We start from the raw sequence: 16,162 nt of genomic DNA on the forward strand, positions 1-16,162 counted from the left end.
TCAGCGTGCGGCGAGATCCCGGCGGCCGACCACCGCCAGGGCGAGGGTGAGCAGTGCGAGCGCGGCGGCCTGGGCGAGGGCACCGCCGATGAAGGCGCCGGGTACGGGCACGTGGAGCCAGGGATAGAGGCTCACGATCCGCACGACGAGGACGAGCAGTCCGAGCGCGGCCAGCGCGAACGCGCCACCGGCCGGAGCACCGCCCGACAGAACACCGTCCGACCGAGCGCCGTCCGACGGAGCACCGCCCGGCCGAGCGCCGTCCGACGTGGTGCCTTCCTCCCGGCGGGCCCGCCACAGCAGCCAGCCGAGCGCGCCGACGACGAAGCAGTTCGCGGGCGCCCAGGCCAGGTCGGGGAAGGCGGGAAGCAGCACGATGGACATGCCCATCACCACGCAGCCGGCCATGAAGACCAGCCCGGGTGAGCCTGCGGGCAGCCGGGCCGGGGGTGCGTCGCGGTGGTGGGCGGCGCACAGGGCGAGGGCCGGCAGCCAGGCGAACAGCGCGAACACGACGGCGAACACCGGGTCCGACGGAGCCGTGTCGCTCACGAGCGGGCCGAACAGGGGCCAGAGGGTGGGCAGTGCGGCGATCAGGGCGCTGACCCCGGCGAGCCGGCGGCGGTCGTGGAGGAGGGCGAAGTACGCGACCGTCCACAGCAGCGGCAGGAACCACTGCGCGGCGTTGACCGCCCCGGCAAGGACGCCGTGGTCGGTGAAATCCGACAGGACCATGTGCCGGCCCGCCCCGCCCCGGCCGATCGCCCAGGCCACTTCCAGGACGAGTTCGACGACCGCCGAGGCCGCCTGGAGCAGGACGGCGGACAGGGCGAAAAGGCGGACGGCCGAGCCGAGGGTGGCGTAGCGGCGGGGTGCGCCCGGCGCCCCGAGCCGGCTGCGCACGGCGAGGGCCGCGATGCTCGCCACCTCGCCCACGGTGGGACGGCTCTGGTCCTGGGTGTCCTGGTCGACGTCCCACAAGTACGTCTCGACCATCTCCTCCTCCCGGTCACGCCGGTAGTAGGCGGGAAGCAGGCGGAGAACGGCCCGGTAGCGGGTTTCCAGCAGCGTGGTCATGCGAAGCCTCCCGCGAGTCCGGGCGCCGTGGGGGGTTCGAGGCCGGTCGAGGACCCGGCGGCCGGATCGACCGGATCGACTGGACCGGCCGGACCGCCCGGACGGGCCGGGGCGCCTGCGCGGCGGCCCTGGGCGATGCGCCGCTTGGCGGCTCCGGCGCCGGCGGCCATGCGTTCCGCCTCCGCGTCGAGCGCGGCCACCCCGTCCTCGGTGAGCCGGTAGTACCGCCGCAGGCGGCCCTGGCGCACCTCCTCCCGGTCCAGCACGATCAGTCCGTCGGCGGTGAGCCGGTCCAGCACCCCGTACAGGGTGCCGACCCTCAACCGCACCTCCCCGTCGGACAGTTCCTCCACCTCGCGCAGGATGCCGTAGCCGTGCCGCGGCTGGTCGGCGAGAGCGGTGAGGACGAAGAACGCCGCTCGGGTCATGTTCCTCGATGCCATACGACCATGATATCTCGGCAGCCGATATATATCGAGTGGGCGCGAAGTCCGCCGCACCCTGCGCGACGCGCCGCCCGCGGGCCCCGGCCGACCCGCCACGTCCCCGAGCGGTGATACTGGAGGACGCATCCGCCCCCATCAGCAGATTGGCTCATGTCGAACTCCGCCACCGACCGCGCCGCCATTCCCGGGACCCTGTGGGCGGCCCGCGGCCGCCACACGGGCCCCGCCACCGAGGACGTCGTCCGCCGCACCCTGCGCCGGCACAGGGAGGGCGGGGACATCGACGACTTCGCCGAGCCGCTCATGCCCGAGGGCTCCGAACACCGGATCTTCGAGGCGCGCTGGCGTGCCGTCGGCACGGTCATGGTGCGCGCCCGGCTCACCCTCGTACCGTGGCAGAGCCGCCCCGAGGGGTACGCATGGACGCTCGTCGCCGAGGCGGAGCAGCCGTGGGACGAGGCGTGGCCCTCGCCGGCCACCCTGTTCTGGCCGGAGGGCGGCTCGGCGCCGGGCTACGACGGTGACTGGGACCACCACCCCACCGTCGCCGGCCTGCGTTTCCGGCAGGCCAACGCGCTGCCCGAGGACGACAAGGAGATGCGGCGCCTGTTGCGGGAGGCCGCCCGCGAGGCCTGGTGCGTCAACCTGGTCGTGCACGAGGCGATGACCCCCGACGAGCGCGGCAGGCTGCCCCTGGCGCGACTGCTGCCGCCGGGGCTGCGCCACCGCGTGCTGGAGCACCGCGCCGCACCGCAGCAACTGCGTGCCGTGAACTGGGCGCTCAAGGTTCTGGACGTCGAGGTGCCGCGCGGTGGAGCGGTCCTGCTGGCCCCGGACCCCGCGCCGGACGGCTACGACCGCGGGACGTACAGCGTGCGCAGCGTCTTCCTCGACGGCTCCGAGCCCACCGAACTCTTCGGCGCCGTACGGCACTTCGTCGCCCTTCCCCGGCCCATGCCGCGGGACATGGCGCAGGCGCTGACGGATCTGCGCGAGAACTGGACGCTCTTGACCGTCCGGGAGGAGCTGGAGCGCGAACGCCGGCGGGTGGCGATGTACGCCGATGCGCTGGAGGCCATGACGAAGTCCCGGGACCTCTACCGGCAGGCTGCCGAGGAGGCCCACGAGGCGCTCGCCGCCTACCGCGACCAGCCCGCCCCGGCATTGCCGTTGCCGCATCAGCGTCCCGACGCCACGCGGACGCCCTCCGCGCTGCACCAGCTGACGCGGACGTTCGAGCGGCTCAAATTCTCGCCCAGGACACCACGTGCGGCACCGCCGCCGGACGACGCGCCCGGCGGCCACGACAGAACCGACGGCGCCGACCGGCCGTCGTAACCGGGACGGGCGCAGACTCGTGAGGGAGAACGGTCCGGCGCCCGCCGGACCCGAGGAAGGACCGGAGACCGGGACCGCATGGACACGACCACGATCCAGCTGTTGATCGCCGCCGCCGTCGTCGTCGCGGTACTGCTGCTGACCGGCGCCGTCGTCCTGCTGGTACGGCTGGTCCGCGCCCGGCGCACCCTGCGGCGGGCGGGGCTGCCGACCGGGCCGCGCTGGGTCTTCTGGGGCGCGGTCCTCTACCTCGTCCTGCCCACCGACCTGCTGCCCGATCCGGTCTACCTGGACGACATCGGCGTCCTCCTCCTCGCCCTGCGCAGCCTGCGCGCCGCCCGGCCGCTGCCGACGGAGACCGGCGAGTTCTGAACACCGGTACACCCCGCCTCACGGCCCCGGCCCTGCCATGCCGCATGCCGCATGCCGCATGCCGCATGCCGCATGCCGCACGATGGGCCGTTCGCCATGGCGACCGCCCGCGAGGACGGCCACCTGGTGCTGCGGCCTGCCCGTACGGACTGCGACAGGTGGCGGGTGACGGGTGACGGGTGACGGGTGACGGGCTCAACTCCCCTGGTCGCGGTGGAGGTTCGCCGCGGTGAGGCCCGTCCGCAGGAAAGGCGACCAGACGGGTGACGTCCTCCAGGCCTGACGAAGGGTGCGGTCTCGCCGGCGCCCCCGCGTCGTGCACGCGGCATCGCGTTGCGCACGCGGCATCGCGTTGCGCACGCGGCATCGCGTTGCGCACGCGGCATCGCGTTGCGCACGCGGCATCGCGTTGCGCACGCGGCGTCACGTCGTCCATGACCAGGAGTCCTTTCGGGGGCCCGCCACTCGGGTGAGGCAGTGGTGCGGGAGTGAGCCGACCGGGTCACCGTCCGCGCCCTGCTCCCCGCCTCCGGAACTCTCCGGTCCCACCCTCACCTCGGCCAACTCCCTCGCCTGACGCGGCCGGGCGGTGTAGACATGGCTCATGGTCCGAATGCCCGGCCGGCCCGACACACGGCCGCCCCGTCCGTTCGGGCGGCCGCGTCCGCCGGTCGCCGCGCCGAGACCGGGCGGGCCGGACAGACCAGACCGGCCGGACGGGGACGGTGCGAGCGGCGCCCGGCCCGGGATGCTGCGCGCGGCGGTGACCGGGCGCAGCGTCGCGGGCCAGGTGTTCGTCCTGCAAGTGGTGATCGTGCTGCTGCTGGTCGTGGCGGCCGTGGTGGCGCAGGTCCTCCAGGTACGGCACGACAGCGACCAGGAGGCCCGCAACCGCTCCCTCGCCGTCGCCGAGACGTTCGCGAACGCGCCCGGCACGGCCGCCGCGCTGAGCGCACCGGACCCGACGGCGATCCTCCAGCCGCACGCCGAGGCCGCCCGCAAGGGATCGGGGGTGGACTTCGTCGTCGTGATGAACACGGACGGCATCCGCTACACGCACCCCAAACAGGACCGGATCGGCAAGAAGTTCGTCGGCACGATCGGACCCGCCCTCGCCGGAGGCACGGTCGTCGAGGAGGTCGACGGCACCCTCGGCCCGCTCGTGCAGGTCGTGGTGCCGGTGAAGGACTCCGCCGGCAAGGTCGTCGGTCTGGTGTCGGCCGGCATCACCACCGCACACGTCGGCGGGGTCGCCGAGCAGCAGGTGCCGTTGCTGTTCGCGGCCGCTGCCGCGGCCCTCGCGCTGGCCACCGGCGGCACCGCCCTGGTCAGCAGACGGCTGTTGCGGCAGACGCACGGGCTCGGCCCGTACGAGATGACCCGGATGTACGAGCACCACGACGCGGTGCTGCACGCGGTGCGCGAGGGTGTGCTGATCGTCGGCGGCGACGGCCGGCTGCTGCTGGCCAACGACGAGGCCAGGCGGCTGCTGGAGCTGCCCGAGGACGCCGAGCGGCGGCATGTGCTGAAGCTGGGCCTGGACGACGAGACGGCCGGGCTGCTCGCCTCGGGGCGGGTCGCCACCGACGAGGTGCACCTGGTCAAGGACCGGCTGCTGGCCATCAACCAGCGCCCCACCGACCTGCGCGGCGGCCCGCCCGGCAGCGTCACCACGCTGCGCGACTCCACGGAGCTGCGCGCCCTGTCCGGGCGGGCCGAGGTGGCACGCGAGCGGCTGAACATGCTGTACGACGCCGGGGTCGGCATCGGTACCAGCCTGGACGTCACCCGGACGACCGAGGAGCTGGCGGAACTCGCCGTCCCCCGGTTCGCGGACTTCGCCACGGTGGACCTGTTCGACGCGGTGCTGAACGGGGAGGAACCCAAACCCGGCACCGCGCTGCGCCGGGCCGCCCTGACCGGTGTCCGCAAGGACGCCCCGCTGTACCCGGTGGGCGAGCGCATCCGGTTCGTGGCGACCTCGCCGCAGGCCCGCAGCCTGACGACAGGGCAGTCGGTGTCGGAGCCCAGGCTGGAGGAGGCGACCGGCTGGCAGGCGCAGGACCTGGAGCGCACCGAGCAGATCGTGGCGTACGGCATGCACTCGCTGATCACGGTGCCGCTGCGGGCGGGCAGCCTGGTCCTCGGGGTGGCGACCTTCTGGCGGTCGGAGAAGCCGCAGCCCTTCGACGCGGAGGAACTGGCCCTCGCCGAGGAACTGGCCGCGCGGGCCGCCGTGTCGATCGACAACGCCCGCCGCTACACCCGCGAGCACACCATGGCGGTGACGCTCCAGCGCAGCCTGCTGCCGCGCACGCTGCCCGAGCAGGACGCCCTGGACATCGCCTACCGGTATCTGCCGGCGCAGGCGGGAGTGGGCGGCGACTGGTTCGACGTGCTGCCGCTGTCGGGCGCCCGGGTGGCGCTCGTGGTGGGCGACGTCGTGGGGCACGGGCTGCACGCGGCGGCGACGATGGGCCGGCTGCGGACCGCGGTGCACAACTTCTCCTCGCTGGATCTCGCTCCGGACGAACTGCTCGTCCTGCTGGACGAGTTGGTGGGACGTATCGACCAGGACGAGACGCCGGCGGACGGCGAGGCCGCGGTCACCGGCGCGACCTGTCTGTACGCGGTGTACGACCCGGTGTCCCGGCGCTGCACCATCGCCCGTGCCGGTCATCCGCCGCCCGCGCTGGTGTTCCCGGACGGCCGTGTGGAGTTCCCGGACGTGCCGGCCGGGCCTCCGCTGGGCCTGGGCGGGCTGCCGTTCGAGACGGTCGACCTGGAGCTGCCGGAGGGCAGCAGGCTGGTGCTGTACACCGACGGGCTGGTGGAGGACCGGGACCGGGACATCGACGAGGGTCTGGAACTGCTGCGTGACGCGCTCGGCCGCGCGCGGGACGCCTCACCGGAGGACACCTGCCGGACGGTGCTCGACCGGCTCCCGGCCCGGCCCAGCGACGACGTCGCGCTGCTCGTGGCCCGCACCCGGGTCCTCGGCTCCGACCAGGTCGCCGAGTGGCAGGTGCCGTCCGACCCGGCGGCCGTCTCGGAGGTACGGGCCGCGGTGACCCGGAAACTGTCCGCATGGGGTCTGGAGGAGCTGTCGTTCACGACCGAGCTGATGCTGAGCGAGCTGGTCACCAACGCCATCCGCTACGCACGTCCCCCGATCGGAGTACGGCTGCTGCGCGCTCGCACGCTGATCTGCGAGGTCTCCGACCACAGCACCACCTCGCCGCATCTGCGGTACGCGGCGAGCACGGACGAGGGTGGCCGGGGGCTGTTCCTGGTCGCGCAGCTCGCCGAGCGCTGGGGCACCCGCTACACCCCGACCGGCAAGATCATCTGGGCTGAGCAGCCGCTGCCGTGAGGGCCGTTCGGCCAGGCCGGTCCGGGCTTGGTTGGGACGGTCCGGGCCGGACGGTCCGGGGCCGTGGTCAGCCGAGGGCGCGGTCGAGGTTGAAGGCGGCGCTGATCAGGGACAGGTGGGTGAAGGCCTGCGGGAAGTTGCCCTGTTGCTCACCGGTGCGGCCGATCTCCTCGGCGTACAGGCCGAGATGGTTGGCGTAGGTGAGCATCTTCTCGAAGGCGAGCCGGGCCTCGTCCAGCCGGCCGGCCCGGACCAGTGCCTCGACGTACCAGAAGGAGCAGATGGAGAAGGTGCCCTCGTCGCCGCGCAGGCCGTCGGGGCTGGCCTGCGGATCGTAGCGGTAGACGAGGGAGTCGGAGACCAGGTCCTCGGTGAGGGCGTCCAGGGTGGACAGCCACTTCGGGTCGGTGGGGGCGATGAACTTGGCGAGCGGCATCATCAGCACGGAGGCGTCGAGTACGTCGCCGCCCTCGGTCTGCATGAAGGCCCTGCGCGACTCCGACCAGCCGCGGTCCATGATCCGCCGGTAGATGGCGTCGCGTGCCTGGCGCCAGCGGCGATGGTCGGCGGGCAGCCCCCGGTGGGTGGCGAGGCGGATGGCACGCTCGATCGCGACCCAGCACATCAGGCGCGAGTACAGGAAGTTCTTGCGGCCGCCGCGGGTCTCCCACACGCCCTCGTCGGGCTGGTCCCAGTGGTCGCACACCCAGTCGACGAGCTGGCACACGTCGTCCCACTGGTCGCTGGAGATGGGCTGGGCCCACTTGTCGTAGAGGTAGATGGAGTCGATCAGGGCGCCGTAGATGTCGAGCTGGAGCTGGTCGGCGGCGGCGTTGCCGACCCGGACCGGGGCGGATCCCTCGTGTCCCTCCAGGTGGGGCAGTTCGCACTCGGGCAGCTCGGTGCGGCCGTCGATGCCGTACATGATCTGCAGCGGGCCTGAGGCGGCGCCGTCGCCGGGGCTGATGTGGGTGGTCAGGAACTTCATGAAGGCTTCCGCCTCGCCGCTGAAGCCGAGCCTCAGCAGTGCGTAGACGGCGAAGGCGGCGTCGCGCACCCAGACGTAGCGGTAGTCCCAGTTGCGCTCGCCGCCCATCTGCTCGGGCAGGCTGGTGGTGGGCGCGGCGACGATGGCGCCGGTGGGGGCGTAGGTGAGGAGCTTGAGCGTGAGCGCGGAGCGGTGGACCATCTCGCGCCAGCGGCCCCGGTAGCGGGACTGCTGGAGCCAGCGCCGCCAGTAGGCGACGGTCGCGCTGAACTCGTGCTCCGCCTCCGCGTGGGCGCAGCCGCGCGGGGCCACCTGTTCGCCGACCTGGTCCAGGGCGAGTACGGCGGTCTCGCCCTCGCTCAGCTTGAAGTCCGCCCACGTGTCCCGGCCGTCGTGCTCCAGGGCGACCGTGGAGGTCAGCGCGAGGGACAGCTTGGGGGACTCGAAGACCACCAGGCCGTCCCGCTCGGCCACGGTGTGCCGGTCGGCGCCGTAGTTGAAGCGCGGGGCGACCAGGGCGCGGAAGGGGACGGTGCCGCGGACGCACACCACGCGCCGGATCAGCCGGTGCCGGACCGCCGCGCCGCACTCCGCCCCGCTGACCGGCATGAAGTCCTGCACCTCCCCGACGCCGTCCTCGGTGAAGAACCGGGTGATCAGCACATTGGTGTCGGGGAAGTAGAACTGCTTGGTGCGTGCGGGTACGGCCGCGGCCAGCTCGAAGCGTCCGCCGCGCTCGGCGTCCAGGACGGCCGCGAAGACGCTGGGGGAGTCGAAGGACGGGCAGCAGTACCAGTCGATGGTGCCGTTGCTGCCGACCAGGGCGACCGTGCGCAGGTCGCCGATGAGGCCGTGCTCGGCGATCGGCAGGTAGCGGGGGATCCCGGACAGGTCCTGCTGGAAGCGGATGTCGGCCATCGCTGCGGCCTCCCCGGTGTGGTGGGCGGGCTGTATCCAGCTTAGGGGCGCGTGAATTCTTCCGGCCTGGGCAGGAACTCATCGCCCGGCGCGCCGCGTCCCCGTCCCCGGGATGCAGGGTGGGCCGCGGCGGGCAATGGTGAGAGTGTGCCCCGTTCGGCGGCACCGGCACGGATGCGGTCATCCGGACCGAGGAGGAGGCATCATGTCGACGTCAACACCCGAAGGATCCCGGTCGCCCGACGACCACATCACCCCGGACGCCCTGCTTCACACCGCTCCCCCGCGAGACGTCACGCTGGAGGACGTGGTGATGGCGGCAGGCAGGGACGTCACCCCGAAGAACCTCGACTGGGCGCGTCGCAAGCTGGAGACCGAGGGTCCGGCGGCCATAGAGAAGCTGCTGCCGTAGGGCAGTCCGGGAATCGCACGACAACGGGGGCCGGCCGAGCGGACGCAGGGGGTTCCGGAGAACGGGGGAACGGTTCTCCGGTTCCGGGTCCGGGTCCGCTCGGCGCATTGGTGTGCGCGGGGGCGGTCGGTGGGTGTGGGCGCCAGTAGCCGGTGACGTGTGCGCTGGTAGTCCGTCGGTGCGCGCGTCGACCGCCGGTCCATACGGTCCGTGTACGCGCCGGTAACCGGCCGGTGTGAGCGGCGGCAGCGGTCGGTGTGCGCGCCCGCAGTCGGTCCGCGCGCGTCAGCGGCCAGTCCATGGGTGGGCCGTATGCGCGGCAGCCAGTCCGTATGCCCGGCGCCAGCGGTCTCTGTTCGCGCCGGCAGGCGGTCCGTGCGCGTCGGTGGCCGGGCCATGCGGGCTCCCTGCACCGCGGCGGCAGCCGGTCCGCACGCGGGCCCGGTGCCCCGTGGGACTGTGCGGCGCAGGGGCCTTCCGTGGGGGTGTCAGCGGCTGTCAGACTCCCGAGCGTGCCCGACTTCGACATGCTCGTCATCGGATCCGGACCCGGCGGGCAGAGGGCCGCCATCGCCGCGGCCAAGCTCGGCCGCCGGGTCGCCGTCATCGACCGCCCCGACATGGTCGGCGGTGTCTCCCTGCACACCGGCACCATCCCGTCCAAGACGCTGCGCGAGGCCGTGCTGTATCTGACCGGTCTCACCCAGCGTGACATGTACGGGCAGAGCTACCGCCTCAAGGAGGAGATCACCGTCGCCGACCTGACCGCGCGCACCCGGCACGTGGTCGGCCGCGAGGTGGACGTCGTCCGCAACCAGCTCTCCCGCAACCAGGTGACCCTGTTCCCGGGGACGGCCCGGTTCACCGATCCCCACACGCTTGCCCTGCGCGACGACGTGACGGGCCACGAACGGCTGCTGAGCGCCGAGCACATCGTCATCGCCACCGGCACCCGGCCGGCCCGCCCGGACAGCGTGGCGTTCGACGGGCGGACCATCATGGACTCCGACAACGTGCTCTCGCTGGCGAGGGTGCCCCGCTCCATGGTGATCGTGGGCGCGGGCGTGATCGGCATGGAGTACGCCTCGATGTTCGCCGCGCTGGGCAGCAGGGTGACGGTCGTCGAGAAGCGGCCCGGAATGCTGGACCTGTGCGACATCGAGGTGGTGGAGTCCCTCAAGTACCACCTGCGGGACCTGGCCGTGACGTTCCGCTTCGGGGAGACCGTGGCGGCCGTCGAGCGGCATCCGCGGGGCACCCTGACCGTGCTGGAGAGCGGCAAGAAGATCCCGGCGGACACGGTCATGTACTCGGCGGGCCGGCAGGGGCTGACCGCCGGTCTCGGCCTGGACAAGGCGGGTCTCACGGCCGACGCGCGCGGCCGGATCCGCGTCGACGAGCACTACCGCACCGAGGTCGGGCACATCTACGCCGTCGGTGACGTCATCGGCTTCCCGGCGCTCGCCGCGACCTCGATGGAGCAGGGCCGGGCGGCCGCGTACCACGCCTGCGGGGAGCCGGTCAGGCAGATGCACAACCTGCAGCCGATCGGCATCTACACGATCCCCGAGATCAGCTTCGTCGGCCGGACCGAGGACCAGCTCACCGAGGACCGGGTGCCGTTCGAGGTGGGCATCGCCCGCTACCGGGAGCTGGCGCGGGGGCAGATCATCGGCGATTCCCACGGCATGCTGAAGCTGCTGGTCTCCCCGGTGGACCGGACCCTGCTCGGCGTGCACTGCTTCGGCTCCGGGGCGACGGAGCTGATCCACATCGGGCAGTCCGTGATGGGGTGCGGGGGCACGGTGGACTACTTGGTGGACGCGGTCTTCAACTATCCGACGCTCGCGGAGTCGTACAAGGTGGCCGCGCTGGACGCGACCAACAAGCTGCGGCAGATCGGCCGTCTCGAGGAGTGAAACGACCGCGACCGCCTCCGGGAAGGGGGTGTCGGCCGTCTGTGGCAGGAGGTGAGGACGCCTCCGGGGTCAGTCGGCGGGCCGCTGCTCGGCCGAGGCGGCTGCCAGGCCCGCCGTCCACTTCTCCTCGACGCGGGCCGCCTTCCACACGACCAGGGCGAGGAGCCAGGTGGCGACGAAGAGGCCGACGATGACGAAGCCGACGGTGTTGAGGTCGAGCCCGGCGATCCAGTCCCAGAACGGGCCGTGGAGGTCCAGTTCGTCGGCGAGGAGGCCGAGGAGTTCGACGGTGCCGATGAGGAGGGCGGCGGCGACGGACAGGCCGGTCACGGTGAGGTTGTAGTAGACCTTGCGGACCGGCTTGGAGAAGGCCCAGCCGTAGGCGAAGTTCATGAACGAGCCGTCGATCGTGTCCAGCAGGGACATGCCGGCCGCGAACAGCACGGGCAGGCAGAGGATCGCGTACCAGGGCAGTCCGGAGGCCGCGCCCGAGCCCGCGAGGACGAGCAGCGCGATCTCGGTCGCCGTGTCGAAGCCGAGGCCGAACAGCAGGCCGAGCGGGTACATCTGCCAGGGCTTGGTGATGGATCCGGTGACCCTGCCGAGCAGCCGGTTCATGAAGCCGCGGTTGTCGAGGTGTGCCTCCAGGGCGGCCTCGTCGTACCGGCCGGTGCGCATCCGGCGGAACACCTTCCAGATCCCGGCGAGGACGACGAGGTTGATCGCGGCGATGAGATAGAGGAAGGCGCCGGAGACCGCCGTGCCGATCAGGCCGGTGATGGCGTGCAGCCGGGAGTTGTCGTCGCGGACGGGGCCGGCCAGGGCCTTCATGCCGAGGGACAGCAGCAGGGTGAGGCCGAAGACGACGCTGGAGTGGCCGAGGGAGAACCAGAAGCCCACCGACAGCGGGCGCTGCCCCTCGCCCATCAGCTTGCGGGTGGTGTTGTCGATGGCCGCGATGTGGTCGGCGTCGAAGGCGTGCCGCATGCCCAGGGTGTAGGCGGTCACGCCGATCCCGATGCCGAAGTCCGCCGCGCCTGCGGCCGACCCACCGCCGGCTTCGAAATGCTGTGGTGCGACGATCCCGACGAGGGTGCCCCAGCCGATGAGGTGCAGGGCGAGCACGAAGGCGGCCATCCCGCCGGCCCTGGTCCACTCCTGCCGCGTCATGGAGCCCCGGACGCGTTGCCAGGCCGAGCGCTCGGCCTGGGCGGGGAGGGACGGAGCGGAACCAGGGGCGGCCGTCATCGGGTGGGTCGTCCTTCGGTGGTGTGGGTGCGGGTGGGTGTGGGTGGGTGTGGGTGCAGATGTGGGTGGTGGGTGCGGGTACGGCTGCGCGGCGCAGCTTGCGCCATCCTTCCGCACTTGCAATCTATGTGCAGTAAAGGCGGCGACAGGCCTTCCCCATGAGGAGGAAAAGACCCGCGCGCCCTCCCGCGCCCCCCGCGTCCCCCGTGCGGGTGAAGCGGCGACCGGCGGCCGAAGGACGGGAACCACGACCCGGCTCCGATCGTCTAGAGTTCAGTCGGTCGTCTACAAATGTGTAGTCGAAATCAGTCGGAGCAGGATCTAGCCGAAGGAAAGGGCGTGCGGCGATGGCCACCCCCTCAGACCTGACGTCGCAGCTCGCGGTCAACGTGCTCGACGCCAACTCGCTGCTGGCCGCCTTCGGCGTGATCGGCGTCGGCGTGGTGCTCTTCGCCGAGACCGGCCTGCTGATCGGCTTCTTCCTGCCCGGGGACTCCCTGCTGTTCACCGCCGGCCTGCTGTGCACCGGTACCTCCGACCGGAGCGTGCACCTGTCCCTCGGGCCACTGCTCGTCGCGGCGGCCGTCGGCGCCCTGGCCGGCGCGCAGTGCGGGTACCTGATCGGCCGCAAGGCCGGTGGAACGCTCCTGGCCCGCAGCCGGTCGGCCCGGCTGCACGAGGGCGCGCAACGCGCCGAGGAACTCCTTGAGCGCTACGGGTACGCGAAGGCGATCGTGCTGGCCCGCTTCGTGCCGGTGGTGCGGACGGTACTCAACCCGATGGCGGGCGCGCTCGGCGTGCCGGCCCGCACGTTCACGCTCTGGCAGGTCCTCGGCGGCCTGGTGTGGAGCCTCGGTCTCACCCTCGGCGGATACGCGCTGGGCTCCTCGATCCCGAACGTCGACAAGTACCTGCTGCCGGTCATCGCCCTCATCGTGCTCGTGTCGCTGATCCCGCTCGCCGCCGAGGTGGTGCGCTCCCGCCGGGCCGCGAAGGAGGCCCGGTGACGACGCGGCGGCGGTACGGGCCCCGGCCCGGAGGGTGGGCCGAGCCGCGGACGACGGTGGAGCGGCGGACGGCGGTCAGGCGGCGGACGGCGGCCGGGCGGCGGACGCGGTGGGTGTCATGAACCGCAAGGGCGTCGCGGAGCTGGCGGGCAGTGTCGCGCTCGGCGCCTGGGCCGCGTTCGGGGTGCTCGCGCTGGTCGTCTCCGGCCGCGGCGGCGCACCGCTCTTCCTCGATCACGGCCTGCTGAACTGGTCCGTCGGCCACCGGACTCCGGTGACGCAGGCTCTGGCCCGCGGGCTGACCGACACCGGCACCGGGGTCGTCCCCTACGCGCTGGTCGCCCTTGCCGGGCTGCTCGCGGGCCGGACCCGGCGCCGGCGCGTGGTGGCCGCGCTGTTCGGGGTCGCGTGTCTCGCCGTCGGTCAGGCGGCGCGGTACGGAGTCATGCAGTTGGTCGCCCGGACCCGCCCGCCGCACGAGTACTGGCGTACCGAGGCGTCCGGCTGGTCCTTCCCCTCCGGGCACACCACCACGTCGGCCCTGACGGCCGGTCTGGTGATCCTCGCGCTGTGCGTGCGCATGCCCCGAGGCCGGCTCCCCCTGTGCCTGGCGGTGGGCTGCTGGGGGGCGGCGGTCGGTCTGACCCGGATCTTCCTCGGCGTCCACTGGTTCACCGACGTGCTCGGCGGCTGGCTGTTCGCGATCGGCTGGCTGGGCACCTGCCTGTGCGCGGCGGCCTGGTGGCTGCCCGACCGGCTGATATTCGGCACGGACACGGGCACGGGCACAGACACTGGCAGCGTCAGTGGCAGGGGCACCAGCACCGGCACCGGCACCGGCACCGGCACGGACGAGCCCGGCCCCCTGCCCCTCACCGACTCGGCCGACGCGCCGCTGGAGAACCATGCGCCCCAAGATCCTGGTCGTCGAGGACGATCACGCCCTGCGTGACGTGCTGCGGCGCGGCCTGCACGACGAGGACTTCGACACGCTGACCGCGCCCGACGGCGCCACCGCCCTGCGGCTGGCCACCGCCGACGTGGCCGCCGCCGTGCTGGACGTCGGGCTGCCCGACGCGGACGGCCGGGACGTGTGCCAGGCGATGCGCGCGAACGGCTTCCTCGCCCCGGTGGTGTTCCTGACCGCGCGGCACGGTCTCACCGACCGGCTGTCCGGCTTCTCGGCCGGCGGGGACGACTATCTGCCCAAGCCGTTCCACCTGGCCGAGCTGGCCGCTCGGCTGCGCGCCGCTCTGCGGCGGTCCGCTCCCGCGCGGGCGTCCGCCGCCACGAGCGGCCTGGTCCTGGACGCCGTCCGCCACAGCGCGAGCGTCGACGGTACCCGGATCGAGCTGACGCCCACCGAGTTCCGGCTGCTGGCCGCGCTCGCGGCGGCCGGCGGCGAGCTCGTGCGCCGCCGTGACCTGGTACGGGCGGGCTGGCCGGAAGGAGCGCAGGTCAGCGACAACACGCTCGACCAGTACCTGACGCGACTGCGGCGCAAGCTGCGGGCCGCCGGCAGCGAGCTGACGGTCGGCACCGCACGCGGGATCGGCCACAGGCTCGTATGACATCCGCTGACACATCCCCCGATCACCTGGGGCGTCCGGCCCACTCCGGGCACGCTCCCCTCACTGGGCACGCTCCCTTCACCGGACGCGCTGTCCTCGCAGGGCACGCTCCCCTCACCGGGCGCCCTGCCCTCCTCGGCCGTCTCGCGCCGCGCACGTTGCGTGGGCGCCTCTCGCTCGTCGCGCTGACGACGGCCGCGCTGCTGATGCTGATCCTCACGGTGGCCTTCAACACCGTGGCCAGGCACCGGCTCGAACGGGAGGCGGACGACGAACTGCGCACGCGCGCCGCGGCCGTCGCCACCACGGTCGACTCGCGCGGCCCGACGGCGCACGTCCTGGAGACCGCGAACGACCGGCTCCTGGACAGCAACGCGTGGATCTACACGGGCCACAGACTCCTGGAGAGCCCGCCGTCCGTCTCCCCCACCGGCGTGCTGACCCGCACGGCCGGCACGCTCACCGCGGCGGGCGGGCGCCGTTGCGCGACCGTCGACGGCCATGACCCGGTCCGGCTGTGTGCCGAGCCCCTGCCCGGTCACGGGGCACCGGCCACCGTGGTGACGGCGCTGGACCTGTCGCCGTACCGGAGTTCGGCCGAGACGCTGCTCCTGGGCTCGTTCGCACTGGACGCGCTGATGCTGGCCTGCACCTACGCGCTGACCCGGCTCGCGGTCGGCCGGGCGCTGCGGCCGGTGCGCACGATGACGGACCAGGCGACGCAGTGGAGCGCCGTGGCCTCCGGGGAACGCTTCGCCGGCACCGGCCGGCCCGCCGAACTGGCCGCGCTGGGCTCGTCGCTGGACGCCCTGCTGGACCGTATCCGGGCCGTGCTGCGGCACGAGCGGCAGCTGACCGGCGAGTTGTCGCACGAGCTGCGCACCCCGCTGAGCCGGATCGTCGCCGAGCTGGACTGGTGGGGTTCACGGCCCCGGACGGAGGCGGAGACCCGGGCCACGCACGAGGTGGTGGCCGAGGCGGCCCACTCGATGCGGACCATCTGCGACACCCTGCTCCAGGAGGCCCGCGAGGGAGTGCCGACGGCACCCGGCACGGCCGGTGTGCTGCCCGTCCTGCACCACCTGGCCGCCGCCGTGGACTCCCCCGCCCGGGTGCGCGTCGACGTTGCCGCCGCCGACGGACAGCCGCTCGCGGCGGGCGTGCGGCCCGAGCTGCTCGAACGGATCGTCAGCCCGCTGCTCGCCAACGCCGTGCGCTACGCCCGTACGACCGTCACGCTGACGGCGCGCCGGGACGCCGACGGGATACGCCTGGAGGTGGCGGACGACGGCCCGGGGGTTCCCGAGTCCTTCGCCGGCCTGCTGTTCCAGCCGGGCAAGCGGGCCGAGCCCGGCGACGGACACGGCGGAGCGGGCCTCGGGCTGCCGCTGGCGCGACGCCTGGCCCGCTCCGCCGGCGGTGAGGTGTCCCACGACCCCGGGCACGCCCCCGGAGCGTGTTTCGTGGTCCACCTGCCCGCCGGGTGAACGCCG

At 73.0% G+C, this 16,162-nt stretch carries 13 protein-coding genes; 9 read left to right on the forward strand and 4 right to left on the reverse strand.

Features of this window, described 5'->3' with window-relative positions:
* Window positions 1-1,077 (reverse strand): hypothetical protein, encoded by a 1,077-nt coding sequence (locus ACGFYV_RS03070; RefSeq protein ID WP_393876576.1) that lies wholly within the window; start codon window positions 1,075-1,077, stop codon window positions 1-3.
* On the reverse strand, window positions 1,074-1,520 hold the full coding sequence (locus ACGFYV_RS03075; RefSeq protein ID WP_393876577.1) for a PadR family transcriptional regulator: 447 nt from the start codon (window positions 1,518-1,520) through the stop codon (window positions 1,074-1,076). The genes ACGFYV_RS03070 and ACGFYV_RS03075 overlap by 4 nt, the downstream gene beginning before the upstream one ends.
* 153 nt (window positions 1,521-1,673) lie before the next feature.
* On the opposite strand from ACGFYV_RS03075, the gene ACGFYV_RS03080 reads away from it, so the two are divergent.
* From ACGFYV_RS03080 to ACGFYV_RS03090, 3 genes are all read left to right on the forward strand, one after another.
* Entirely contained in the window at window positions 1,674-2,861 is a 1,188-nt protein-coding gene (locus ACGFYV_RS03080; protein ID WP_393876578.1) for a hypothetical protein, read from the forward strand.
* Window positions 2,862-2,939: 78 nt separating this feature from the next.
* On the forward strand, window positions 2,940-3,233 hold the full coding sequence (locus tag ACGFYV_RS03085; protein ID WP_393876579.1) for a DUF1232 domain-containing protein: 294 nt from the start codon (window positions 2,940-2,942) through the stop codon (window positions 3,231-3,233).
* 604 nt (window positions 3,234-3,837) lie between these two features.
* Window positions 3,838-6,606: a SpoIIE family protein phosphatase gene (locus ACGFYV_RS03090; protein ID WP_393876580.1), complete on the forward strand. Its 2,769-nt coding sequence runs from the start codon at window positions 3,838-3,840 to the stop codon at window positions 6,604-6,606.
* 67 nt (window positions 6,607-6,673) lie between these two features.
* On the opposite strand, the gene ACGFYV_RS03095 is transcribed toward ACGFYV_RS03090, so the two are convergent.
* The gene (locus ACGFYV_RS03095) at window positions 6,674-8,512 is read right to left on the reverse strand and encodes a glycoside hydrolase family 15 protein (protein WP_393876581.1); all 1,839 of its coding nucleotides are present in this window, start codon (window positions 8,510-8,512) and stop codon (window positions 6,674-6,676) included.
* A gap of 205 nt (window positions 8,513-8,717) precedes the next feature.
* On the opposite strand from ACGFYV_RS03095, the gene ACGFYV_RS03100 reads away from it, so the two are divergent.
* Together ACGFYV_RS03100 and sthA are read left to right on the forward strand one after the other, a co-directional pair.
* Window positions 8,718-8,924 carry a hypothetical protein gene (locus tag ACGFYV_RS03100; RefSeq protein ID WP_393876582.1) on the forward strand — a complete coding sequence of 69 codons (207 nt, stop codon included), beginning with the start codon at window positions 8,718-8,720 and terminating at the stop codon, window positions 8,922-8,924.
* A gap of 512 nt (window positions 8,925-9,436) precedes the next feature.
* Window positions 9,437-10,843: a Si-specific NAD(P)(+) transhydrogenase gene (gene sthA / locus ACGFYV_RS03105; protein ID WP_393876583.1), complete on the forward strand. Its 1,407-nt coding sequence runs from the start codon at window positions 9,437-9,439 to the stop codon at window positions 10,841-10,843.
* 69 nt (window positions 10,844-10,912) lie between these two features.
* Here the strand turns inward: sthA and ACGFYV_RS03110 are convergent, their stop codons facing one another.
* Window positions 10,913-12,091, reverse strand: coding sequence for a HoxN/HupN/NixA family nickel/cobalt transporter (locus ACGFYV_RS03110; protein ID WP_393876584.1), 1,179 nt, complete (start codon window positions 12,089-12,091; stop codon window positions 10,913-10,915).
* 347 nt (window positions 12,092-12,438) lie between these two features.
* On the opposite strand from ACGFYV_RS03110, the gene ACGFYV_RS03115 reads away from it, so the two are divergent.
* The 4 genes from ACGFYV_RS03115 (at window position 12,439) to ACGFYV_RS03130 (ending at window position 16,156) form a co-directional block, all read left to right on the forward strand.
* The gene (locus ACGFYV_RS03115) at window positions 12,439-13,098 is read left to right on the forward strand and encodes a DedA family protein (protein WP_393876585.1); all 660 of its coding nucleotides are present in this window, start codon (window positions 12,439-12,441) and stop codon (window positions 13,096-13,098) included.
* Window positions 13,099-13,216: 118 nt separating this feature from the next.
* Window positions 13,217-14,050: a phosphatase PAP2 family protein gene (locus ACGFYV_RS03120; protein WP_393876586.1), complete on the forward strand. Its 834-nt coding sequence runs from the start codon at window positions 13,217-13,219 to the stop codon at window positions 14,048-14,050.
* Complete coding sequence (locus tag ACGFYV_RS03125) at window positions 14,004-14,669, forward strand: response regulator transcription factor (RefSeq protein WP_393876587.1); 666 nt, start codon at window positions 14,004-14,006, stop codon at window positions 14,667-14,669. The genes ACGFYV_RS03120 and ACGFYV_RS03125 overlap by 47 nt, the downstream gene beginning before the upstream one ends.
* A 158-nt stretch (window positions 14,670-14,827) precedes the next feature.
* Window positions 14,828-16,156 (forward strand): sensor histidine kinase, encoded by a 1,329-nt coding sequence (locus ACGFYV_RS03130; RefSeq protein ID WP_393876588.1) that lies wholly within the window; start codon window positions 14,828-14,830, stop codon window positions 16,154-16,156.
* Window positions 16,157-16,162 lie beyond the last annotated feature (6 nt).

Origin of the sequence: Streptomyces sp. NPDC048297, from assembly GCF_043201585.1 — a bacterium.
Lineage (GTDB): Bacteria > Actinomycetota > Actinomycetes > Streptomycetales > Streptomycetaceae > Streptomyces.